Consider the following 22,492-nt stretch of genomic DNA (forward strand, 5'->3'; position numbering starts at 1 on the left):
CCGGTTCGCCGTCGCGTCCCTGCCGTCCCTCACACCGGCCGCACCTCGGCCAGCCGCATCTCGGCATAATCATCCTTCCAGCATACCGCCGCTTCCCAGGCGGCCGAGGCCTGCTCTGCCGCGTCCCGCGCGGCGCCCTCGAGTCCGCCGCCATTGTGCGGCAGCACCAGGTCAAGCACGGGCACATCCACATGAGCCTCGTCCCAATCGATCAGCGCCACCCGGTCTGGCGACATCAGGATATTGCCGGGATTGCCCGGATTGCCATGCACCACCGTCATCGTCTGCCCGGCCAGCCGCGCCCAGGCCGCGCGACAGCGCAACACGGCCTCCGCGGGCATGGCCGTCAGGTCAATGCGCGTACCCTTGTCCTCGCTCAGCAGGTCCGTCGACGCGCGCCAGCCCGGCCGCTGCGGCCAGTCTGCCGTCAGCCCATGCAGCCGGCGCAGCGTCTCGCCCACCCGCCGCCAGTCCGCCGCATCCTGCGGCGGTCCGCCCGGCACAAATGCCATCACGACCAGCCCTTCGGCAAACAGCCGCCCGTCCCGGGTTGGGATCGGCATGGGCACACCCAAGCCATTGCGGTCGAGATGGGCCATCAGGTCCATCTCCCAGGCAAGATCTTCATCCGACCGCTGCCCCAGCCGGCCCACCGCCACCTGCCCGTCGATGTCCAACCGCCACACATCATTGGAACTGCCGCCCGTCAGCCGCTCAAGCCGCCGTGCCCCCCACAAGTCCAAGCCATCCCAGCCCATCAGCTCCTCCGCTCCCACGTCCCCAGGCCCGCCCAGCCCCACTGTCGGTCCGAACACTAGCGACAACCGCTAGAGCCGGAAACATGTCCCCGCGATCCGCCGAGGCGCCTGTTCCGGGCGGAACTGCCCAGGCGCCATGCTTGACACACTCTCATGTCAAAACAGGCACATGCCATCACGCAGGGGCAGACTACGCATGGCAACCATCATTACACCTGCCCTCGTCCAGGGTCTCTCCTGCGGCCGGCCCTTTGCCGCCGAGCTGCCCGCGCGACGCCCCGGCCTGCGCCGCATGCTGATGATCTATCCGGTTGGTATCGACCGCCTTGCGCCGCTTGGCATGCCCACGCGATTGAGCATCGTCTGCTGCGAGGCCGCACCGGAGGTCATCGCCGCCGGCCAGCAGCATCGTGACAGCTGCGCCGACTACGATGTGATCTATCTCGATGATCCCGACGCGCTCGAAGCCACCATCCTGCAACTGGCGGGCGGCCCGGTGATGCTTCAGGCCATAGCCCCCAAGCGCATGGTGATCCGCCAGGAACCGGGCAATTGGCGCATCGAATATGATGGCCGGCTGCTGGCGTCCGCTGCCAACCAGGACCAGGCGCGCGGCTTTGCCTATGCTGCGGCCCAGCACCACTACGAATACAACGGCTTTGTGCCGCTCATCACGTTGATCGGCGCCGGGCCGGAACGCAGCCTGCCCTGGCAGCCCGACCACGACTTTCTCGAGATCGTCGAGGACTGATTACTCTCTAAAAGCAACGGGGCCGCCGGATCACTCCAGCGGCCCCGCAAGACGGTTAGCAAGCTCCGCGAACTTAGCCGGCGCGCTTCTTGTTGTAGAGGTCGAAGAACACGGCAGCCAGCAGCACCACGCCCTTGATCATCTGCTGCAGGTCGATGTTGATGCCCATGATGGACATGCCGTTGTTCATCACGCCCATGATGAACGCACCGATCACCGCACCAGCCACGGCGCCCACGCCGCCCAGCGCCGAGGCGCCGCCGATGAACACGGCCGCGATCACGTCCAGTTCCAGCCCCTGGCCGGCCTTGGGGGTCGCCGAGTTGAGACGGGCCGCATAGATCATGCCGGCCAGTGCCGCCAGGGCGCCCATGATGGCGAACACATAGAACGTCATCCGCTCGGTCTTGATGCCCGAAAGCGCCGCGGCCTTGAGATTACCTCCCAGGGCATAGATGCGGCGGCCAAAGGTCATGCGCTTGGTCACAAAGACGAACAGCGCGATCAGGATCGCCATCACCACCAGCACATTGGGCAGGCCGCGATAGGACGCCAGCATATAGGTGAAGAACAGCACCAGCGCCGCGATCACCACATTCTTGGCCACGAACAGGCCCAGGGGCTCGCTCTCATAGCCACGCGCCTTGCGACGGGACCGCGAGCGAATGGCCAGCGCCAGCATCGCCACGACGGTGACAATACCGATAACCACCGTGGTGGTGTGCAGCACGAGCGGCTGGACCCCTTCTGCGGCCGCCACCAGGGTGGTTGGGCCAAAGACATCAGGGATAAAGCCGGCCGAGAGCAGCTGGAACTCGGCGGGGAACGGGCCCACCGACTTGCCGGCCAGAATGGCCAGCGACAGGCCCTTGAAGATCAGCATGCCGGCCAGCGTCACGATGAAGCTGGGGATCTGGTGATAGGCGATGAGATAGCCCTGTGCCGCGCCGATCAACGCGCCCACCAGGATACAGATGGCGCCTGCGACGAAGGGATTGGCCAGGAACGCCAGCTCGGGCGGGAACTTCCAGCCCACCATCAGCATGGCGGCCAGCGCGCCGATGAAGCCCGAGACCGAGCCGACCGACAGGTCGATATGCCCGGCCACGATGATCAGCAGCATGCCCAGCGCCATCACGATGATATAGCTGTTCTGCAGGATGATATTGGTCAGGTTCAGCGGCTTGAACAGCACGCCGCCCGTGAAATACTGGAAGAACAGCATGATCAGGATCAGCGCGGCCAGCAGGCCATAGTCGCGCATGTTCGCCTTCAGGGCGCCCCAGACGCTCAGCTGCTGGTTCTTGGCCTGTTCGGTGGTGGCCGTAGCACTCGCCGGTGCCGTCTCGGTGGTCATGATGCCTTCCCTTCCGCACGAACAATCGCACGCATGATTTTCTCCTGGCTGGCTTCGGCCGTCGGCATTTCGCCCACGATCTGGCCCTCATTGACGACATAAAGTCGGTCGGTGATGCCGAGCAGTTCCGGCATCTCCGAGGAGATCACCAGCACGGCTTTGCCCTGTGCCGCCAGTTGGTTGATGATAGTGTAGATTTCATATTTCGCGCCCACGTCGATGCCGCGGGTCGGCTCGTCCAGGATCAGCACTTCCGGATTGGCGAACAGCCACTTGCTCAGAACCACCTTCTGCTGGTTGCCGCCGCTGAGGTTGCCGGTGACCTGATAGACGCTCGATGAGCGGATATTGGTCTTCTTGCGATACTCATTGGCGACGTCCATTTCTGTCATGTCGTCGATGACGCCCATGCTCGAAATGCCGCGCAGATTGGCCAGAGTGGTATTGTGCTTGATGTGGTCGATCAGGTTCAGGCCATAGGTCTTGCGATCCTCAGTGGCATAGGCAATGCCCTGCGCCACGGCTTTTTCCACTGTCGAGGTGTCGATTTTCTTGCCGTGCAGGAACACTTCGCCACTGATCTTCTGGCCATAGGAGCGGCCGAACAGGCTCATGGCGAACTCCGTGCGGCCCGAACCCATCAGCCCGGCAATGCCTACCACCTCGCCCTTGCGGATATTGAGGTTGATGTTGCGAATGATCTGCCGGTCGCGGTGCAGCGGGTGGAACACGTTCCAGTTCTTGACCTCGAACACCACTTCGCCGATCTGCGGCGTGCGCGGCGGATAGCGGTCGTCAAGCGCACGACCCACCATCGAGGTGATGATCCGGTCTTCCGAGATCTGTTCCTTGTTCATCGTTTCGATCGTGCGGCCGTCACGGATCACCGTGATGCGGTCGGCCACGCGCGAGATTTCGTTCAGCTTGTGGCTGATCAGGATCGAGGTAATGCCCTGCCTGCGGAATTCCATCAGCAGCTCGAGCAAGGCCGCGCTGTCCTTCTCCGACAGGCTGGCCGTCGGCTCGTCCAGGATCAGCAGCCGCACTTCCTTGCTTAGCGCCTTGGCGATCTCCACCAGCTGCTGCTTGCCCACGCCGATATTGGTCACCAGCGTATCAGGGTCCTCGGTCAGGCCCACCATGCTCAGCAGCTTGCGGGCGCCGTCGCGGGTCTCGTCCCAGTCGATGACGCCGGCCTTGGCCTGTTCATTGCCCAGGAAGATGTTTTCGGCGATCGACAGCAGCGGCACCAGGGCCAGCTCCTGATGGATGATCACGATGCCCTTGGCTTCACTGTCAGCGATCGTCTTGAAATGCTGTTCTTCACCCTTGTAGACGATCTGGCCGTCATAGCTGCCCGACGGATAGACGCCGCTGAGCACTTTCATCAGGGTGGATTTTCCGGCGCCGTTCTCACCCACGATGGCGTGGATTTCGGCTTCCCGCACGTCCAGATTGACGTCCGAAAGCGCCTTGACGCCAGGGAACGTCTTGGTGATGCCGCGCATCTCCAGAATGGTATTGGTCATCGCCAGCTTTCTCGTAGGCACGCGGGCACTGCACATGGCGGTGGCGCCCGGTTACGGGAAAGGGCCCCGCGTCACCGCGGGGCCCCGTTTCGCATCAAGCCAGAGGCTTACTGCAGGTCTTCGGCCTTGATGTAGCCCGAGTCAACAACCAGGGCCTGGTAGTTGGTCAGGTCGACTTCATAGGGGGTCAGCAGGATCGAGGGCACAACCTTGACGCCATTGTCGTAGGTGGTGGTGTCCAGGCCTTCCGGCGTGCCGCCACCGACGATGGTGTCAACCAGGTCAGCAGTGGTCTTGGCCAGCTCGCGGGTGTCCTTGTAGACGGTCGAATACTGCTCGCCGGCGATGATCGCCTTGACGGACGGTGCTTCGGCATCCTGGCCGGTGATGACGGGCCATGCCAGGTCGGCAGAGCCATAGCCAACGCCGCGCAGCGACGAGATGATACCACGGCTCAGGCCATCATAGGGGGCCAGAACGCCGTCAACACGGCTACCGTCCGAGTAGCTGGCCGACAGGATGTTGTCCATGCGGGCCTGTGCAACAGCACCGTCCCAACGCAGGGTACCAACAGTGTCCATGCCCATCTGGCCGGACTTCACAACGATGTCGCCCGAGTCGATCATCGGCTGCAGAACGCTCATAGCGCCGTCATAGAAGAAGAAGGCGTTGTTGTCGTCCGGCGAACCGCCGAACAGTTCAACGTTCCACGGCTTGGTGTCGGCAAAGCGTTCCTTGAGGCCCTTGACCAGCGAATTGGCCTGGAGCACGCCCACCTGGAAGTTGTCGAAGGTGGTGTAGAGGTCGACATTGGCGGTGTCGCGGATCAGGCGGTCATAAGCGACAACCTTGATGCCAGCGTCAGCAGCCTGCTGCAGCACGGCCGACAGCGTGGTGCCGTCGATCGAGGCAACGACCAGGGCCTTGACGCCCTTGGTGACCATGTTTTCGATCTGGGCGAGCTGGTTCGGGATATCGTCTTCTGCAAACTGCAGATCAACCGAATAGCCCTTGGCTTCCAGCGCGGCCTTGAGTTCGTTGCCGTCCGAGATCCAGCGCAGCGACGACTGGGTCGGCATGGCAATGCCGATGGCGCCCTTGTCCTGGGCGAAAACAGCCGTCGATGCGGTCAGCGCCATGGCGCCAACTGCCAGTACGGTGGCAAGCGTCTTGAAAATCTTCACGTCTCGACTCCCTTTTATATTTCGAGTTCAGAAGCAGCCTGTGATCATCCGGAGAGGTGTTGCGGATTCCTGCAGGCGCGCCAGCAAATGCCCTCGCGGACATGCGTGACAACACTGCATAGAGTCCTCCAGCGTGACGGCATGCGCCGCCCGGGCCCTCCCAAGCCATCGCCGGGGAAATTAGGATGATCAGATACCCGATGTAAAGCAGCTTTGGCGCTTTCGCGCATTTTTTTCGACGGTCAAATTTTAACGATACAGCAGGTTTTGCGGCGATTGCGGTTCGGCATTTGTAACGTTATCGTGCCGCCGCCTCGGGAGGATTCTGTTCGGCTAGATCGCAAAGCGACACCGCCAGCACTCAAGGTATCTGATAACCGGGAGGGGTTATGTTGAATACGACCGAGCAGGTGCGCGCTGATCAGCCTACAGCGGCCGGCCATGTTGCCGAGCATCTGGCCACAGTGATTCTGGCCGAAATGCCGCCCGGCACCAGCCTGCCCAGCGAAGCCGATCTCGCCACGCGCTATGCCGTCAGCCGCCTCACTATCCGCGAGGCCGTCAAGCTGCTTGAGGGGCGCGGCCTGCTCACCATCGCCCGCGGACGCCGGGCAGTAGTGCGCGAGCCCGATGGCACAGCCTTTGCCGATTTCCTCACCTCGGTGATCCGCTTTGATCCCAAGGGCCTGTTCGATCTGATCGAGGTGCGTCTCTCGCTCGAGGTGCAGTCGGCCACCCAGGCGGCCAAACGCGCCACCCGCGCCGGGATTACCGCTATCGAAAGCGAACTGCAGGGCATGCGTGATTCTGCCCACAGCCCGAGTGGCGAGCTGACCCACGAGCAGGAACTGAACTTTCATATCCATGACGTCGGCTTCCATGAAGCTGTGGCCCTGGCCAGCGGCAATCGTGTGCTGGGCTATCTCTTTGAGGCCATGGCCAAGCCGCTGCGCCAGGCGTTCTTCATCAGCCGCCGCGGCCATGAACAGCGCGGTCACACCATTCAGGACACCATTGTCGCGCATCAGAAGATCCTCGATTGCATCAAGGCCGGCGATGGCCGCCAGGCCGCCGATGCTATGCGCGCCCACCTCAAGGATACCGAACGCGATATCCGCGCGGCGCTCAATCAGCTGTCCCTGCCCCCGGGCGACAGCGCATAAACGCCTTGCAGCCGGGCGCGCCATGACCGAATAATCCGCCGCAGTTTCCGGGACGGACCATGGCGCAGCGACCAGACAGCTCAACCAATCGATTGGACGATGCCGCCCGCGCCGGCTGGCTCTACTATGTCGCCGGCAATACCCAGGAGGAAATCGCTGCCAAGCTCGGCATTTCCCGCCAATCCGCCCAGCGCCTTGTCTCGCTTTCGGTCAGCGAAGGCCTGATCAAGGTCCGCCTTGATCATCCCATTGGCCGCTGCATGGACCTGGCCAGTCGACTCAAGTCCCGCTTTGCGCTCGACCTTGTCGAGGTGGTTCCGTCCGACCCCTCCAGCCAGTCCTCGACCCTAGGCATCGCTGAGGCCGCTGCCACCGAGATCGAACGCTGGCTCAAGCGCCCCGACCCCATCGTCATGGCCATCGGCACCGGCCGCACACTCAAGGCTGCCGTCGCCCAGCTCACGCCCATGGAATGCCCGCAGCACAAGGTGGTCTCGCTCACCGGCAATATCGCGCCAGACGGCTCGGCAGCGTTCTACAACGTGATCTTCAACATGGCTGATACCGTCAAGTCGCGCAGCTTTCCCATGCCGCTGCCGGTCATTGCCTCCTCCGCCCGCGAACGCGAGCTGCTGCATGCCCAGCCCATGATTCGCGAAACCCTGGCCCTGGCGGCCCAGGCCAATGTCACCTTCGTGGGTGTCGGCGACATCGGCCCCGATGCGCCGCTCTATCTGGATGGCTTCATCACCGATGCCGAGCTCAAGGCGCTGCAGAAGGCCGGCGCCGTCGGCGAGATCTGCGGCTGGAGCTTTGATGCCGATGGCCGGCTCATCGAGGGCCTGACCAATGATCGCGTCGCCTCGGCCCCCATGCCCTCGCGCGAGGCCTCGCTGGTTGTGGCAATCGCCATGGGCGATAGAAAATTGCCCGGCATCCGCGCCACGCTCAACCGGCGATTGGTTAACGGCCTCATAACCGACGAGCGCACCGCAGAGGGGCTCCTGCGTCTCCATTAAACCTATGATTTCATAGGTATTATTTCGGCTTCACTATCCACTCCCCGGCCGACCTCGCCATCATTTTGTGCATGGCACACTTGACTCTGCCGCATGAAAGGTGAGTATTTGCCCATTGCCGAGACAAATGCCCGTTTCGGTTCCTGGGAGGATATCGATGAAACTGACACCCATTCTCGTGGGCGCGTTCAGCCTTGCGCTGGCGGCTTCCGCCTCTGCGCAGACGCTCACCATTGCCACCGTCAACAATGGCGACATGATCCGCATGCAGGGTCTGTCCGAGGCCTTCACCGCCGACACCGGCATCGCGCTCAATTGGGTCGTGCTCGAAGAGAACACGCTGCGCCAGAACGTCACCACCGACATCGCCACCAATGGTGGCCAGTATGACGTGATGACCATCGGCACCTACGAAGCCCCCATCTGGGCCAAGCAGGGCTGGCTGGTGCCGCTGGACGGCCTGAGCGCCGACGCGGCCTATGACGTCGACGACCTGCTGCCCGCCATCCGCGGCGGCCTGTCCATGGATGGCAAGCTCTATGCAGCGCCCTTCTATGGCGAGAGCTCGATGGTGATGTACCGCAAGGACCTGATGGAAAAGGCCGGGCTGACCATGCCCGACGCCCCCACCTGGGAATTCATCGGCCAGGCCGCCCGCGCCATGACCGATCGCGCCAATGACATCAACGGCATCTGCCTGCGCGGCAAGGCCGGCTGGGGCGAGAACATGGCCTTCCTGACGGCCATGTCCAACTCCTTCGGCGCCCGCTGGTTCGACGAATCCTGGCATGCCCAGTTCGATCAGCCCGAGTGGAAGGCCACGCTCGACACCTATCTGTCGCTGATGGCCGACGCCGGCCCGGCCGGTGCCTCGTCCAACGGCTTTAATGAAAACCTCACGCTGTTCCAGCAGGGCAAGTGCGGCATGTGGATCGACGCCACCGTGGCGGCATCCTTTGTCACCAACCCCAAGGACTCCACCGTCGCTGACAAGGTCGGCTTTGCCCTGGCGCCCGATAACGGCCTGGGCAAGCGCGGCAACTGGCTCTGGGCTTGGTCGCTGGCTATTCCCAAGAGCAGCCAGAACGCCGAGGCGGCCGAGAAGTTCATCAACTGGGCAACCAACAAGGACTATCTGGCCACTGTTGCTGCCAAGGAAGGCTGGGCCAACGTTCCCCCGGGCACGCGCACCTCGCTCTATGAAAACGCCGAGTACCAGGCTGCGGCGCCCTTCGCCAAGATGACGCTGGACTCCATCAACGCTGCCGATCCGACCCAGCCCACGGTCAAGCCCGTGCCCTATACTGGCGTGCAGTTCGTGGCCATTCCCGAGTTCGCCGGCATTGCCACCAATGTCGGCCAGCTGTTCTCGGCCGCCCTGGCCGGTCAGATGTCCGCCGATGACGCCCTTGCCCAGGCACAGGACGCCACCACCCGCGACATGACCCGCGCCGGCTACATCAAGTAGTTCCTCCCCCGAAGCCGAACCGCCCGATCTCCCTGATCGGGCGGTTCAACAGATCGGATCTGGGCAAGGCCCGATCCACCTCTCCCCTGGGGAGAGCGTTAGGGTGAGGGGCCGTCCGGCACCAGCACCGGCGTCTTGGAGCATTCCGCATGGCAACCGCACAGACCCGCACACTCTCGCGCATCATGATGGCCCCCGCCGTCATCGTGCTGCTGATCTGGATGATCGTCCCGCTGGTGATGACCCTGTGGTTCAGCTTCCAGAACTATAGCCTGATCAATCCGATGATGACCGGTTTCGCCGGCTGGGCGAACTATGTCTATGTCATCGGCGACCCCAGCTTCATCCAGTCGCTGGTCAATACGCTGATCCTGGTGGGTGGCGTGCTGCTCATCACCATTATCGGCGGCACGCTGCTGGCGCTGCTGCTCGATCAGCCCATCTGGGGCCAGGGGATCCTCCGCATCATCGTCATCTCGCCCTTTTTCGTCATGCCGCCGGTGGCCGCGCTGATCTGGAAGAACGGCTTCATGCACCCCGGCTACGGCATGCTGGCGCATCTGTGGAAATTCTTCGGCCTGCAGCCCATCGACTGGTTCAACCAGTATCCGATGTTTTCCGTCATCGTCATCGTGGCCTGGCAGTGGCTGCCCTTTGCCACGCTGATCCTGCTCACGGCCCTGCAGTCGCTCTCCGAAGAGCAACGCGAGGCGGCCGAGATGGATGGTGCCAATGCCATCAACCGCTTCTACCATATCATCCTGCCGCACATGGCCCGGGCGATCACCATCGTGATCCTGATCCAGACCATTTTCCTGCTCGGCATCTTCGCTGAAATCCGCGTCACCACCGGCGGCGGACCCGGCTATGCCTCCACCAACATCGCCTTCCTGGTGTTCCGCACCGGCATCCTCTCCAACGACATCGGCGCCGGCTCGGCCGGTGGCGTGGTCGCCGTCGTCATCGCCAACATCGTTGCCATCTTCCTGATGCGCGCGGTCGGCAAGAACCTAGACGCGTAAGGGAGACCGACCATGGCCCGCGCCGCATCCATCCAGACCCGTATCGGCTTTACCGCACTCGCCTGGGCCATTGCCCTGCTGCTGTTCGCCCCCATCCTGTGGACGATCCTGACCGCATTCAAGACCGAGGCCGAGGCGATTGCCACCAGCCCGACCTTCCTGCCGCGCGAGTTCACGCTGGAGAACTTCGGCGCCGTGCAGGATCGCTCGGACTATTTCAAGCACGCCTTCAATTCCATCATCTTCTCGGTCGGCTCGACACTGTTGGGCCTGGTCATCGGCGTCCCTGCCGCCTGGGCCATGGCCTTTGCGCCCACCAAGCGCACCAAGGACGTGCTGATGTGGATGCTCTCCACCAAGATGATGCCCGCCGTGGGCGTGCTGATCCCGATCTACCTGATCTTCCGCGATCTGCGCCTGCTGGACACCCTGCATGGCCTGACGCTGATCATGACGCTGATCAACCTGCCGATCATCATCTGGATGCTCTACACCTATTTCAAGGAAATCCCGGTCGACATCCTTGAGGCCGCGCGCATGGATGGCGCCGAGCTCTACAACGAGATCGTCCACGTCCTGGTGCCCATGGCCGTGCCCGGCATTGCCTCGACGCTGCTGCTCAATGTCATCCTGGCCTGGAACGAAGCCTTCTGGACCATCACCCTGACCTCGGGCAAGGCGGGCACGCTCACCGCCTTCATCTCGTCCTTCTCGAGCCCCCAGGGCCTCTTCCTCGCCAAGCTCTCGGCCGCCTCGCTGCTGGCCATCGCGCCGATCCTGCTCATGGGCTGGTTCAGCCAGAAACAACTCGTCCGCGGTCTCACCTTCGGCGCTGTAAAGTAAGGACTAGAAAAATGGGTTCCATCTCTCTCTCCCACGTCAAGAAGTCCTTCGGCGAAGTCCAGATCATTCCCGATATCTCGCTGGACATCAAAGAGGGCGAGTTCGTCGTCTTTGTCGGTCCCTCCGGCTGCGGCAAGTCCACCCTGCTGCGCCTGATCGCCGGGCTCGAAGACACCACCTCGGGCACCATCCTGCTCGATGGCGTCGATATGACCAAGGCGCCGCCGGCCCGTCGGGGCCTCGCCATGGTGTTCCAGTCCTATGCGCTCTATCCGCATATGACGGTGCGCGACAACATCGCCTTCCCTCTGAAGATGGCCAAGGCGCCCAAGGAGGTCATCGACCAGAAGGTCGAATATGCCGCCCGCACGCTGAACCTGTCATCCTATCTCGATCGCCGCCCGCGCGCCCTCTCGGGCGGCCAGCGCCAGCGCGTCGCCATCGGCCGCGCCATTGTGCGCGAGCCCAAGGCGTTCCTCTTTGACGAACCGCTGTCCAACCTCGATGCCGCCCTGCGCGTCAACATGCGCCTTGAGATCACCGAGTTGCACCAGCAGCTCAAGACCACCATGATCTATGTGACGCATGATCAGGTCGAGGCCATGACCATGGCCGACCGCATCGTGGTGCTCAATGCCGGCCGCGTCGAACAGTTCGGCACCCCGCTCGATCTCTACAAGAAGCCAGCCAACCGCTTTGTCGCCGGCTTCATCGGCTCGCCGCGCATGAACTTTGTCGATGGTCCCGAGGCCGCGCGCTACAACGCCAGCGCCATCGGCGTCCGCCCCGAGCATTTCAGCCTGGCCACGACACCCATGCCCGGCGCCTGGAAGGGCAAGGTCGGCGTCGCCGAACAGCTCGGCAGCGACACGTTTCTGCATGTCCATGTCGACGGGCTGGGCCTGATGACCATCCGCACCGATGGCGACCAGACCTTCGGCCATGGCGACGATGTCTATCTCACGCCCGATCCCGCACGCATCTACCGCTTCGATGCCGCGGGCCTGGCGCTCTAGTCTCTGCATAGACCTCGTCCTGAGCTTGTTGCAGGACGAGGCCGTGGTACCAGGATTTCGACGAACCCGAACACCTGGTTCGACACGCCCACCATGCGGTGTCATGGGGGCACAATAGGACGACCACCATGACCACCAAGCTCTCCGCCGCCGCCCTGCCCACCCTCAGCACCGCCGCCGTGCCCGCCTATGACCGCACGGGCCTGACGGCCGGCATCGTGCATTTCGGCGTCGGCAATTTCCATCGCGCCCATCAGGCGGTCTATCTCGATGATCTCTTCGCCACCGGCGTGGGTCACGACTGGGCCATCGTCGGCGCCGGCGTGCGCGAGGCCGACGAGGCCATGCGGCTCAAGCTGATGGAGCAGGATTGGCTCACCACCGTGGTCGAGCAGGAAGCCGACGCCAGCAGCGCCCGCGTCACCGGCGTCATGATCGACTATCTGCGGCCCGGCGACAGCGCCGCCGTCATCGCCCGCCTCGCCGATCCGGCCATCCGCATTGTCTCGCTGACCATCACCGAGGGTGGGTACTATATCAATCCGGCCAGCCAGGCCTTCGATCCCGCCCATCCCGACATCGTCTATGACGCCGCCCACATCGATGCGCCGCGCACCGCTTTCGGCCTCATCCTCGCGGGCCTCCTGGCCCGCCGCGCTGCCGGCGTCGTGCCCTTCACCGTCATGAGTTGCGACAATATCCCGGGCAACGGCCACGTCACCCACAATGCCGTGGCGGGCCTTGCAGCGCTGATCGATCCGGCGCTGGCCGCCTGGGTCGAGATCAATGTCGCCTTCCCCAATGGCATGGTGGACCGCATCACCCCGGCCACCTCCGAACGCGAACGCACGCTGCTGGCCGACAGCTTCGGCATAGCGGACAATTGGCCCGTCTTCTGCGAGCGGTTCCGGCAATGGGTGTTGGAGGACAATTTCCCCGCCGGCCGTCCGGCGCTCGAGACTGTCGGCGTGCAATTCGTGCCCGACGTCGCGCCCTATGAGCACATGAAGATCCGCATCCTCAATGGCGGTCACGCCACCATCGCCTATCCCGCTGGCCTGATGGACATTCACTTCGTGCACGAGGCCATGGAAGACCCTCTGGTGTCGGCCTTTCTCGCCAAGGTCGAGCGCGACGAGATCATCCCTGTCGTGCCCCCGGTGCCCGACACCAATCTCGACGACTATTTCGCCCTCTGCGAAAAGCGCTTTGCCAATCCCAAGATCGGCGACACCATCCGTCGCCTGGCGCTTGACGGGTCCAACCGCCAGCCCAAGTTCATCGTGCCGTCGGCCCTTGATCGCGTCACGGCCGGGCAATCGGTCAAGGGCCTGGCGCTCGTTTCCGCCCTCTGGTGCCGCTATTGTTATGGCACCACCGATTCCGGCGCCGTCATCGCCCCCAACGACCCCAGCTGGGACCGGCTGACCGCCCAGTCCCGCCTGGCCAAGGATGATCCCAAAGCCTGGCTGGCCATGGCCGACATCTATGGCGGCCTGGCCAACAACCCCAGCTTCATCGCCGCCTTCAGCACGGCCCTCGAGAGCCTCTGGACCCGCGGCACTCGAACCACGCTTGATCTCTATCTCGCCGACCAGCTCTAGCCATGTAGCCAACCCGCCCGCCTTGCGATACCGTCCCGCCCGGACCGAACAAAGGGCGCTAGGTTTGACGACAACCCTCCTGGTTGCAGTGGATGTGGGGACGGCAAGTGCCCGGGCCGGAGTGCTCACAGCCCAGGGCATTCTCCTGGGCCGGGCCGAGCATCTGATCGATATGCATCGGCCCGATGCCAACCACGCCGAGCACAATAGCGAACAGATCTGGCGCGCCGTCTGCACGGCTGTGCGCGATGCCATGGCCATTGCCGGCGCCCGCCCCGAACAGGTGGTGGGCCTGGGCTTTGACGCCACCTGCTCGCTCGTCGTCCGCGATGTCCATGGCCAGCCGGTCAGCGTCTCCACCACGGGCGATGACCGTTGGGACACCATTGTCTGGCTCGATCACCGCGCCCTCAGCCAGGCCGACGAATGCAACCGCACCGGCCATCACGTGCTGCAATATGCGGGCGGCGTCATGTCGCCGGAAATGGAAGTGCCCAAGCTGATGTGGCTCAAGCGCCACCTGCCACACAGCTGGGACAGGGCCGCCATGATGTTCGATCTGGCCGACTTTCTCTCCTGGAAGGCCACCAGCTCGCTCGCCCGTTCGCAGTCGACGCTCACCTGCAAATGGACCTATCTGGCCCACCAGTCCCCCGCCTGGCAGGCCGATTTCCTCGCCACCGTCGGTCTTGAGGACCTGCTGGCCAAGGCCGCCCTGCCCGAGACGGCCACTCCGATCGGTGACTATATCGGCAGCCTGACGCCGGCCGCCGCGGCCGACCTGGGGCTCACCACCGCCTGCCGCGTCGGCGCCGGCCTCATCGATGCCCATGCCGGTGCGCTGGGCGTGCTAGGCGCCTTCACCCATGATGTCGCGACCATCGACCGCCATCTGGCGCTGATCGCCGGCACCTCAAGCTGTGTCATGGCCCTCTCGGCCGAAGACCGTCCCACCCCCGGCGTCTGGGGCCCCTATTTCGGCGCCGTCCTGCCCGGCGTCTGGCTCAACGAAGGCGGCCAATCCGCCACCGGCGCTTTGCTCGACCATCTCATTCGCCTGCACAGCGCCGGCGGCGAACCCACCGCCGAAAAGCACCGCGCCATTGCGCGCCGCATCATGGAGCTGCGCGAGCGCGAAGGCCTGGCTCTCGCCAATCGCCTGCATGTGCTGCCCGATTTCCACGGCAACCGTTCGCCACTCGGCGACCCCTTTGCGCTGGGCGTGATCTCGGGCCTGACGCTGGACAGCGATTTTGACTCGCTCTGCCGCCTCTATTGGCGCACCTGCGTCGCCATCGCCCTGGGTGTCCGCCACATCCTGGAAACCCTCAACACCCGCGGCTATGCCATCGACACACTGCACATCACCGGCGGCCACACCAAAAATGCCGTGCTGATGGAGCTCTATGCCGATGCCACCGGATGCACCGTGGTGGAATCGGCCGCCCAGGATGCGACCCTTCTGGGCATGGCCATGGTCGCGGCCACCGCCGCCGGCCTCTATCCCAGCCTCGATGGCGCCTGTGTCGCCATGCAGCAGGGCGGCCGCTCCCGCGCGCCGGATCAGGCCACGCGGGCGCAATATGACAAGGACTATGCCATTTTCCTTGAGATGCTGCGGCAGCGTCAAACCATAGACGCCATGGTCTGAGGTCATCGATGCGATGGTCTGAGACCATCGACGAGATGTTCTGGGATCATCGGCACGATGGTCTGATTTGCGTGATGCGCGCTGGCGGTGGCGCACAACTCTGTTTAAGCTGATGCTCGGGAAGCCAAATTTCGTGGCCTGAAACGAGCAATGCGAACGCATGTCGATCAAAGCCGCCGTCTATCACCTTACGCACTACAAATATGACCGTCCGGTCTATTTGCAGCCTCAGATCATTCGGCTGCAGCCGGCGCCGCACTCCAAGACCAAGGTGCTGAGCCATTCGCTCAAGGTTTCTCCGGCCCTGCATTTCGTCAATGTGCAGCAGGACCCCTACGGCAATTTTCTGACCCGCTTCGTGTTTCCCGAGCCGGTGACCGAGCTCAAGATCGAAGTCGATCTGGTCGCCGACATGACGGTCTACAATCCCTTCGATTTCTTCGTCGAGGAGAGCGCCGAGACCTTCCCGTTCCAATATCCCGACGACATCCGGCCCGATCTCTCGATCTATATGCAGCCCGAGCCCATCGGCCCGCAGATGCAGCAGTTCCTTGATGGCATCGACAAGACGCCGATGAACACGGTGAACTTCGTCACCGCCATCAATGCCTCCATTCAGCGCCGCCTCGACTATGTCGTGCGCATGGAGCCAGGCGTCTGGGCGCCCGACGAAACCCTGGCCAATGGCCGCGGCAGCTGCCGCGATTCCAGCTGGCTGCTGGTGCAGACCCTGCGCCATCTCGGCTTTGCCGCCCGCTTCGTCTCCGGCTATCTCATCCAGCTCAAGCCCGATCTGGTCTCGCTCGATGGCCCGGCCGGCACCGATCATGATTTCACCGATCTGCACGCCTGGTGCGAGGTCTATCTGCCCGGCGCCGGCTGGGTGGGGCTCGACCCCACCTCGGGCCTTTTGACCGGCGAAAGCCATGTGCCCCTGGCCGCGACCCCGCATTATCGCAACGCCGCCCCCATTTCTGGCTTTGCCTCCTTCGCCGAAGTTGATTTCAACTTCGAAATGCGCGTCGATCGCGTCGCCGAGCACCCACGCATCACCAAGCCCTTCTCGGACGCCAGTTGGGACAGGCTCGATGCCCTGGGTCACCAGGTCGACAAGGTGCTGGCCGACAATGATGTGCGCCTCACCATGGGTGGCGAGCCGACGTTTGTCTCCATCGATGATTTCGAAGCCGACGAGTGGAATACCGGCGCTGTCGGACCCACCAAGCGCACCCTGGCCGATGACCTCATCCGCCGCCTGCGCACCCGCTTTGCGCCCAATGGCATGCTGCATTATGGCCAGGGCAAGTGGTATCCCGGCGAGACCCTGCCGCGCTGGACCTTCTCGCTCTATTGGCGGCTGGACGGCCAGCCGATCTGGTCGGACGACAAGCTCATCGCCCGCGAAGGCGTCAAGACCACCGCAACGCACGAGGACGCCCGCCGCTTCCTCAAGGCCTTCGCCACCAATCTGGGGCTCACCGGCGACACCATCGCCGAGGCCTATGAGGACCCGGGCGAATGGCTGCTCAAGGAAGCCAAGCTGCCTGACAATGTCGATCCCGCCAATTCCGAGCTGGCCGACCCCGAAGCGCGCTCGCGCATTGCCAAGGTTTTCGAGCGCGGCCTGACCAGGCCGACCGGCTATGTGCTGCCCGTGCAGCGCTGGAATGCTGCGGCCTCCAGCCCCTGGCTCACCGAAGTGTGGAAGACCCGGCGCGGCAAGCTCTTCCTCGCGCCCGGCGACAGCCCGGCCGGTTATCGCCTGCCGCTGAGTTCGCTGCGCCACATCAAGCCGGTCGACTATCCCCATGTCGTCCAGCAGGACCCCGGCGCGCCGCGCGGTCCCCTGCCCGATCCGGTGGAACTGCTTGCCCGCCGGCAGACCGGCCTCGAAACCGATCCGCGCGCACAGACCACCTCGTCCTTCACCGCCTCCAGCGAACAGCAGGACCGCACCGAGCAGACCATCAGCGAGATCGAAGGCGTGGTGCGCACTGCCGTGACCGCCGAGATCCGCGGTCACCGCCTCTGCGTCTTCCTGCCGCCGGTCGAGCGGCTGGAGGATTATCTCGAGCTGATGGCCGCTGTCGAAGCCGCAGCCAAAGCGGTCGGCCAGCCTGTCCATGTCGAGGGCTATGCCCCGCCGCACGATCCGCGTCTCAACGTCATCCGCGTGGCGCCCGATCCGGGTGTCATCGAGGTCAATATCCATCCCGCATCGAGCTGGGATGATTGCGTGGCCACCACCACCGCCATCTATGAGGAAGCCCGGCTGTCGCGCCTGGGCGCCGACAAGTTCATGATCGACGGGCGCCACACTGGCACCGGCGGTGGCAACCACGTCGTTGTCGGCGGCGCCACGCCGCACGACAGCCCCTTCCTGCGCCGGCCGGACCTGCTCAAGTCGCTGGTGCTGCATTGGCAGCGCCATCCGTCCATGTCCTATCTGTTCTCGGGCCTGTTCATCGGCCCCACCAGCCAGGCGCCGCGCTTTGATGAAGCCCGGCATGACAGCCTCTACGAACTTGAAATCGCCATGGCCCAGGTGCCCCATCCGCAGTCGGGCCAGCCGGCCCCACTGCCCTGGCTGGTCGATCGCCTGTTCCGCAACCTTTTGGTCGACGTCACCGGCAATACCCATCGCTCCGAGATCTGCATCGACAAGCTGTTCTCGCCCGATGGCCCCACCGGCCGGCTGGGTCTGGTCGAATTCCGCGGCTTTGAAATGCCGCCCAATGCCCGCATGTCGCTGGCCCAGCAGGTGCTGGTCCGCGCCCTGATCGCCCGCTACTGGACCGATCCGCTGGACGGCAACTTCACCCGCTGGGGCACCACCCTGCATGATCGCTTCATGCTGCCCCACTATGTCTGGCAGGATTTCCTCGACGTCATCGCTGATCTCGAACGGCATGGCTTTTCCGTCGATCCCGCCTGGTTCTCTGCCCAGCTCGAGTTCCGCTTCCCCTTCTGCGGCGAGGTCGAATATGACGGCGTCCGCCTCGAACTGCGCCAGGCGCTCGAACCCTGGCATGTGATGGGCGAACAGGGCGCCATCGGCGGCACCGTGCGTTTCGTCGACAGCTCCGTCGAACGCCTCCAGGTCAAGCTCGACGGCATTAACCCCGAGCGCTACGCGGTCACCTGCAACCAGCGCAACGTGCCCCTGCGCACCACCGATCAGGCTGGCACGGCCATTGCCGGCGTCCGCTACAAGGCCTGGCAACCCGCCTCGGGCATGCACCCGGCCCTGCCGGTCAATACGCCGCTGGTCTTTGACATCTATGATCGCTGGACCCAGCGCCCGGTGGGCGGCTGCGTCTATCACGTCGCCCATCCCGGCGGCCGCAATTACGAGACCTTCCCGGTCAATGGCAATGAGGCCGAGGCGCGGCGCCTCGCCCGCTTCGTTCCGCACAACTACACCGCCGGCGGCTATGATCTGCGGACGGAAAAGCCGGCGGACGAATTCCCGCTGACCCTTGACCTGCGTCGGCCGCCGCGCTTCTGGTAGGCCATGGAAATGCGGAATCAAAAGCGCGGCAAGCCACCGGCCGGACCCAGCATTGTGGCAGGCTACCGCCTGCTGCCTGGCGTTCCCGACGAGATGATCGATGCTCAGGGCGCGCTGCGCCCGGGCTGGGCCAAGCTGATGGCCGCCTTCGACACGCTTGGCCCCACCGAACTGGCCGCCCGCTTCGAGCGGGCTGACCAGTATCTGCGCGATGCCGGCGTGTTCTATCGCACCTATGATGGCACCGAGAGCAAGGAGCGCGACTGGCCGCTGGCCCATGTGCCGCTGCTGATCTCGGAAGCCGACTGGGCCCGCATCAGCGCCGGCCTGATCCAGCGTGCCGAACTGCTCGAAACCGTCGTCGCCGACATATATGGCGACAACACCCTGGTGCAGCAGGGCCTGCTGCCGCCTGAACTGGTGGCCCGCAACAGCGAATTCCTGCGCCCGCTGGTTGGCGTCCGCCCCACCAGTGGCCATTTCCTGCATTTCTGCGCTTTCGAGCTGGGCCGCGGCCCCGATGGCTCATGGTGGGTCCTGGGCGATCGCACCCAGGCGCCATCCGGCGCCGGCTTCGCGCTGGAAAACCGGGTCGCCACTACCCGCGCCCTCAGCGACATCTATTCAGACATGAATGTGCAGCGGCTGGCCGGCTTTTTCCGCGGCTTCCGCGATACATTGTTTGACGACGCCAAGCGCGACGGCGGCCGGGTCGGCATTCTCACCCCGGGCCAGCTCAACGAAACCTATTTCGAACACGCCTATATCGCCCGCTACCTCGGCCTGATGCTGCTCGAAGGCGAGGACCTGGTCGTCGAGGACGGCAAGGTCATGGTCCGCACGGTCTCGGGCCTCAAGCAGATCAGCGCGCTCTGGCGCCGCATGGATGCCTCCTTTGTCGATCCGCTCGAACTGCGCTACGACAGCCGCATCGGCACGCCCGGCATGGTCGATGCCCTGCGCCATGGCTCGATCTCGATGATCAACGCCCTGGGTACCGGCCTGCTCGAAACCCGCGCCCTGGCAGCCTTCCTGCCGCGCATTGCCCGCAAGCTGCTCGGCGACGACCTGCTGTTGCCCGAGATCGCCACCTGGTGGTGCGGACAGCCGGGCGAGCAGCGCCATGTGCTCGACCATCTCGACAGCATGATGATCGGGCCGGCCTTCGCCACCAACCTGCCCTTTGAAGATCAGCAGAACACCCGCCTGGGCTCGGACTATAGCGCCACCGACAAGCAGGCCCTGCGCGAGCGCATTCTGGCCGACGGCGTCAATTTCGTCGGCCAGGAGCGCGTGCAGCTCTCCACCGCGCCGGTCTATGTCGATGGGCAGCTGCAGCCGCGCCCCATCAGCCTGCGCGTCTACGCGGCCCGCACAAGCGACGGCTGGACCATCATGCCGGGCGGCTTTGCCCGCGTCGGCTCGGGCGCCGATGCCTCCGCCATCGCCATGCAGCGCGGCGGCCAGGCGGCCGACGTCTGGGTCATGTCCTCAAGCCCGGTCGAACGCATCTCCCTGCTGCCCCAGGACGGGCAGAAGCTGGTCCGCAACTCGCCTGGCAGCCTGCCCAGTCGCGCCGCTGACAATCTGATCTGGCTGGGCCGCTATGCCGAGCGTTGCGAGGCCACCGTGCGCATTCTGCGCGCCTATAATGCCCGCCTCGCCGAGCTGTCGCGACCACAAATGCCGCTGCTGCTGCATTGTGCGGCCTTTCTTGAGACCATCGATGTCGACGCCGCCGAAGGCATGCCGACCGGCCTCTTGGCCGCCATCGACAGCGCCGTGCGCAGCGCCGGACAGATCCGCGACCGCTTCTCCCCCGATGGCTGGCTCGCCCTGAACGATCTGCAGAAAACCGCCCTGCGCTTCGCCAAGCGCGTCCAGCCCGGCGACGACTCCACCCGGGCCATGACCGTTCTGCTGCGCAAGCTCGCCGGCTTCTCCGGACTGGTACATGAGAACATGTATCGCTTTGCCGGCTGGCGCTTCCTTGAACTCGGCCGCCGCCTCGAACGCGCCGTGCAGATGGCCCGCACCACCGCTTGGATGACCCGTCCCGAAGCGCCGGACGGCTCGGTCGAAATGCTGCTCGAGATCGGCGACAGCGTGATGACGCATCGGCGCCGCTATTCGGTGGCCGCCGGCTCCCAGAGCGCGATCGACCTTCTGGTGCTCGATCCACTCAATCCGCGCTCGGTGCTGTTCCAGCTCACTGAGCTGCGCGCTCAGATCGCCAAGCTGCCCGGCGGCATCGAGGATGGCCAGCTGTCTCAGGCCGGCAAGGCGGCCCTGCGGCTCCATACCGACCTGCGCATTGTCGAGCCCGCCGACATGACGCCCGAACGGCTCGACCGGCTCGCGGCCGATATCGGCATCTTGTCCAGCCTCGTGGCTGCGGCCTATTTCGTGTGACCACCATGCTCTACGATGTCCGCCTCAGCCTTAACTATGACTACAAGGCCACCGTGCATGGCGGGCGCCATCTGGTGCGTGTCTCGCCGATTTCCGTGCCCGGCGTGCAGCGGGTCGTCGCCTCCAGTTTGAGCTTTGAGCCGCGCCCGCAGCGCGAGAGCAGCTTCACCGATTTCTTCGGCAATCTGGCCACCACGGTCACCTTCCTGGATCCGCACGACAGCCTCGAGATCCGCCTGACCGCCCGCGTCCAGGTCGAGGACATCGTGCGGCCGGCCGATCTCTCGCCTACCCTGCCCGAACTGCACCAGGCCATCGCCCGCTACTGGTCGGTCGAGCCGAACAGTCCGCATCATTTTCTGGCCAGTTCGCCCCGCGTCCCGCTCGATCCGGCCATCAGCCGCTATGCCGCCTCGGCCACGGCCGACGCCGCATCGGTCTTCTCCGCCGCCAACGCGCTCTGCCTGGCCATCCACCGCGACTTTGCCTACGACCCCAAGGCCACGGACGTGCAAACCCTGCCGTCGACGGTCTTTGCCCTGCGCAAGGGTGTCTGCCAGGACTTTGCCCATGTCATGATTGCCGGCCTGCGCGGCCTTGGCATTCCGGCCGGCTATGTCTCGGGCTTTCTGCGCACCAATCCGCCGCCCGGCAAGCCGCGCCTCGAAGGCGCCGATGCCATGCACGCCTGGGTGCGCGCCTGGTGCGGCCAGCATCTGGGTTGGGTCGAGTTCGACCCCACCAATGCCATGGTCGCCGGGGCAGATCATATCTCCATTGGCCACGGCCGCGACTATTCCGACATCTCCCCCATCGTCGGTGTCCTCAAGACTCACGGCTCGCACGAGACCAAACAGTCGGTGGACGTCCTCCGCGTCGAGTAACGCAGACTCTCGGTTCAGGCCTCTGAAACTCTGCGACCGCCCCCGCCGTTAGTCCTGTGTGATGCTTGTTGCATCACCAGCATTGAACGGGTGCGTTCCGCTTGCGGCACTCTATTTCCTCAGGGGGGAATGTATGGCCGCAACCACCTTTAAGTCGCCCGACCGTATCTCTTGGCTCCCCAATATCTGGGTCAGCCGGTCCGGCGAGACACACTTTGGCCAGCTACTGACCGCCTTTGGCTTTGCTCTCCTCATTTTGGCCACGGCCGCCGCTATTATGGCAGCAATACTTTAAGCCTCGCCGTCACAACTTCATTGTC

Annotated in this window: 16 protein-coding genes; 12 read left to right on the plus strand and 4 right to left on the minus strand. The window is 64.2% G+C overall.

The annotated features are described in order from the left end of the window. Positions 1-29 precede the first annotated feature (29 nt). Positions 30-758, minus strand: coding sequence for a phosphotransferase (locus E8M79_RS16385; RefSeq protein WP_137152918.1), 729 nt, complete (start codon positions 756-758; stop codon positions 30-32). A gap of 196 nt (positions 759-954) precedes the next feature. On the opposite strand from E8M79_RS16385, the gene E8M79_RS16390 reads away from it, so the two are divergent. Then, positions 955-1,509: a hypothetical protein gene (locus tag E8M79_RS16390; protein WP_137152919.1), complete on the plus strand. Its 555-nt coding sequence runs from the start codon at positions 955-957 to the stop codon at positions 1,507-1,509. Positions 1,510-1,582: 73 nt separating this feature from the next. On the opposite strand, the gene mmsB is transcribed toward E8M79_RS16390, so the two are convergent. From mmsB to chvE, 3 genes are all read right to left on the minus strand, one after another. Next, the gene (mmsB, locus tag E8M79_RS16395) at positions 1,583-2,773 is read right to left on the minus strand and encodes a multiple monosaccharide ABC transporter permease (protein ID WP_248305078.1); all 1,191 of its coding nucleotides are present in this window, start codon (positions 2,771-2,773) and stop codon (positions 1,583-1,585) included. An 89-nt stretch (positions 2,774-2,862) separates the two neighbouring features. Then, a complete protein-coding gene (mmsA, locus tag E8M79_RS16400; RefSeq protein WP_137152921.1) occupies positions 2,863-4,395 on the minus strand; it encodes a multiple monosaccharide ABC transporter ATP-binding protein in 1,533 nt (510 codons plus the stop codon). Between the two features lie 107 nt (positions 4,396-4,502). After that, positions 4,503-5,579, minus strand: coding sequence for a multiple monosaccharide ABC transporter substrate-binding protein (gene chvE / locus E8M79_RS16405; RefSeq protein ID WP_137152922.1), 1,077 nt, complete (start codon positions 5,577-5,579; stop codon positions 4,503-4,505). Positions 5,580-5,968: 389 nt separating this feature from the next. Here chvE and E8M79_RS16410 point away from each other — a divergent pair, with 389 nt between their 5' ends. From E8M79_RS16410 to E8M79_RS16460, 11 genes are all read left to right on the plus strand, one after another. Next, positions 5,969-6,742, plus strand: coding sequence for a FadR/GntR family transcriptional regulator (locus tag E8M79_RS16410; RefSeq protein ID WP_137152923.1), 774 nt, complete (start codon positions 5,969-5,971; stop codon positions 6,740-6,742). Positions 6,743-6,801: 59 nt separating this feature from the next. Then, the gene (locus E8M79_RS16415; protein WP_137152924.1) at positions 6,802-7,761 is read left to right on the plus strand and encodes a sugar-binding transcriptional regulator; all 960 of its coding nucleotides are present in this window, start codon (positions 6,802-6,804) and stop codon (positions 7,759-7,761) included. 157 nt (positions 7,762-7,918) lie between these two features. Then, positions 7,919-9,229, plus strand: a complete 1,311-nt coding sequence (locus E8M79_RS16420; protein WP_137152925.1) for a sugar ABC transporter substrate-binding protein — start codon at positions 7,919-7,921, stop codon at positions 9,227-9,229. Positions 9,230-9,378: 149 nt separating this feature from the next. Next, entirely contained in the window at positions 9,379-10,251 is an 873-nt protein-coding gene (locus E8M79_RS16425; protein ID WP_137152926.1) for a sugar ABC transporter permease, read from the plus strand. A 12-nt stretch (positions 10,252-10,263) separates the two neighbouring features. After that, positions 10,264-11,094, plus strand: coding sequence for a carbohydrate ABC transporter permease (locus tag E8M79_RS16430; RefSeq protein WP_137152927.1), 831 nt, complete (start codon positions 10,264-10,266; stop codon positions 11,092-11,094). A gap of 11 nt (positions 11,095-11,105) precedes the next feature. Continuing rightward, positions 11,106-12,110, plus strand: coding sequence for an ABC transporter ATP-binding protein (locus E8M79_RS16435; RefSeq protein WP_137152928.1), 1,005 nt, complete (start codon positions 11,106-11,108; stop codon positions 12,108-12,110). A gap of 128 nt (positions 12,111-12,238) precedes the next feature. Next, a complete protein-coding gene (locus tag E8M79_RS16440) occupies positions 12,239-13,714 on the plus strand; it encodes a mannitol dehydrogenase family protein (protein WP_137152929.1) in 1,476 nt (491 codons plus the stop codon). A 64-nt stretch (positions 13,715-13,778) separates the two neighbouring features. Beyond that, positions 13,779-15,365 (plus strand): FGGY-family carbohydrate kinase, encoded by a 1,587-nt coding sequence (locus E8M79_RS16445; protein WP_171015902.1) that lies wholly within the window; start codon positions 13,779-13,781, stop codon positions 15,363-15,365. Positions 15,366-15,525: 160 nt separating this feature from the next. Next, entirely contained in the window at positions 15,526-18,876 is a 3,351-nt protein-coding gene (locus tag E8M79_RS16450) for a transglutaminase family protein (RefSeq protein WP_137152931.1), read from the plus strand. 3 nt (positions 18,877-18,879) lie between these two features. Beyond that, entirely contained in the window at positions 18,880-21,288 is a 2,409-nt protein-coding gene (locus tag E8M79_RS16455; RefSeq protein WP_137152932.1) for a circularly permuted type 2 ATP-grasp protein, read from the plus strand. A gap of 5 nt (positions 21,289-21,293) precedes the next feature. Continuing rightward, a complete protein-coding gene (locus E8M79_RS16460; protein ID WP_137152933.1) occupies positions 21,294-22,172 on the plus strand; it encodes a transglutaminase family protein in 879 nt (292 codons plus the stop codon). Positions 22,173-22,492: the final 320 nt, after the last annotated feature.

The organism is Devosia sp. FKR38 (assembly GCF_005222805.1).
Classification (GTDB): Bacteria; Pseudomonadota; Alphaproteobacteria; order Rhizobiales; family Devosiaceae; genus Devosia.

Coding starts and splice junctions, on each gene's coding strand:
- E8M79_RS16450 (WP_137152931.1), top strand. CDS start 15,526: ATGTCGATCAAAGCCGCCGTCTATCACCTTACGCACTACAAATATGAC.
- E8M79_RS16385 (WP_137152918.1), bottom strand. CDS start 758: ATGGGCTGGGATGGCTTGGACTTGTGGGGGGCACGGCGGCTTGAGCGG.
- mmsA (WP_137152921.1), bottom strand. CDS start 4,395: ATGACCAATACCATTCTGGAGATGCGCGGCATCACCAAGACGTTCCCT.
- E8M79_RS16460 (WP_137152933.1), top strand. CDS start 21,294: ATGCTCTACGATGTCCGCCTCAGCCTTAACTATGACTACAAGGCCACC.
- E8M79_RS16420 (WP_137152925.1), top strand. CDS start 7,919: ATGAAACTGACACCCATTCTCGTGGGCGCGTTCAGCCTTGCGCTGGCG.
- E8M79_RS16455 (WP_137152932.1), top strand. CDS start 18,880: ATGGAAATGCGGAATCAAAAGCGCGGCAAGCCACCGGCCGGACCCAGC.
- mmsB (WP_248305078.1), bottom strand. CDS start 2,773: ATGCGCGACTATGGCCTGCTGGCCGCGCTGATCCTGATCATGCTGTTC.
- E8M79_RS16440 (WP_137152929.1), top strand. CDS start 12,239: ATGACCACCAAGCTCTCCGCCGCCGCCCTGCCCACCCTCAGCACCGCC.
- E8M79_RS16415 (WP_137152924.1), top strand. CDS start 6,802: ATGGCGCAGCGACCAGACAGCTCAACCAATCGATTGGACGATGCCGCC.
- E8M79_RS16435 (WP_137152928.1), top strand. CDS start 11,106: ATGGGTTCCATCTCTCTCTCCCACGTCAAGAAGTCCTTCGGCGAAGTC.
- E8M79_RS16410 (WP_137152923.1), top strand. CDS start 5,969: ATGTTGAATACGACCGAGCAGGTGCGCGCTGATCAGCCTACAGCGGCC.
- E8M79_RS16430 (WP_137152927.1), top strand. CDS start 10,264: ATGGCCCGCGCCGCATCCATCCAGACCCGTATCGGCTTTACCGCACTC.
- E8M79_RS16390 (WP_137152919.1), top strand. CDS start 955: ATGGCAACCATCATTACACCTGCCCTCGTCCAGGGTCTCTCCTGCGGC.
- E8M79_RS16425 (WP_137152926.1), top strand. CDS start 9,379: ATGGCAACCGCACAGACCCGCACACTCTCGCGCATCATGATGGCCCCC.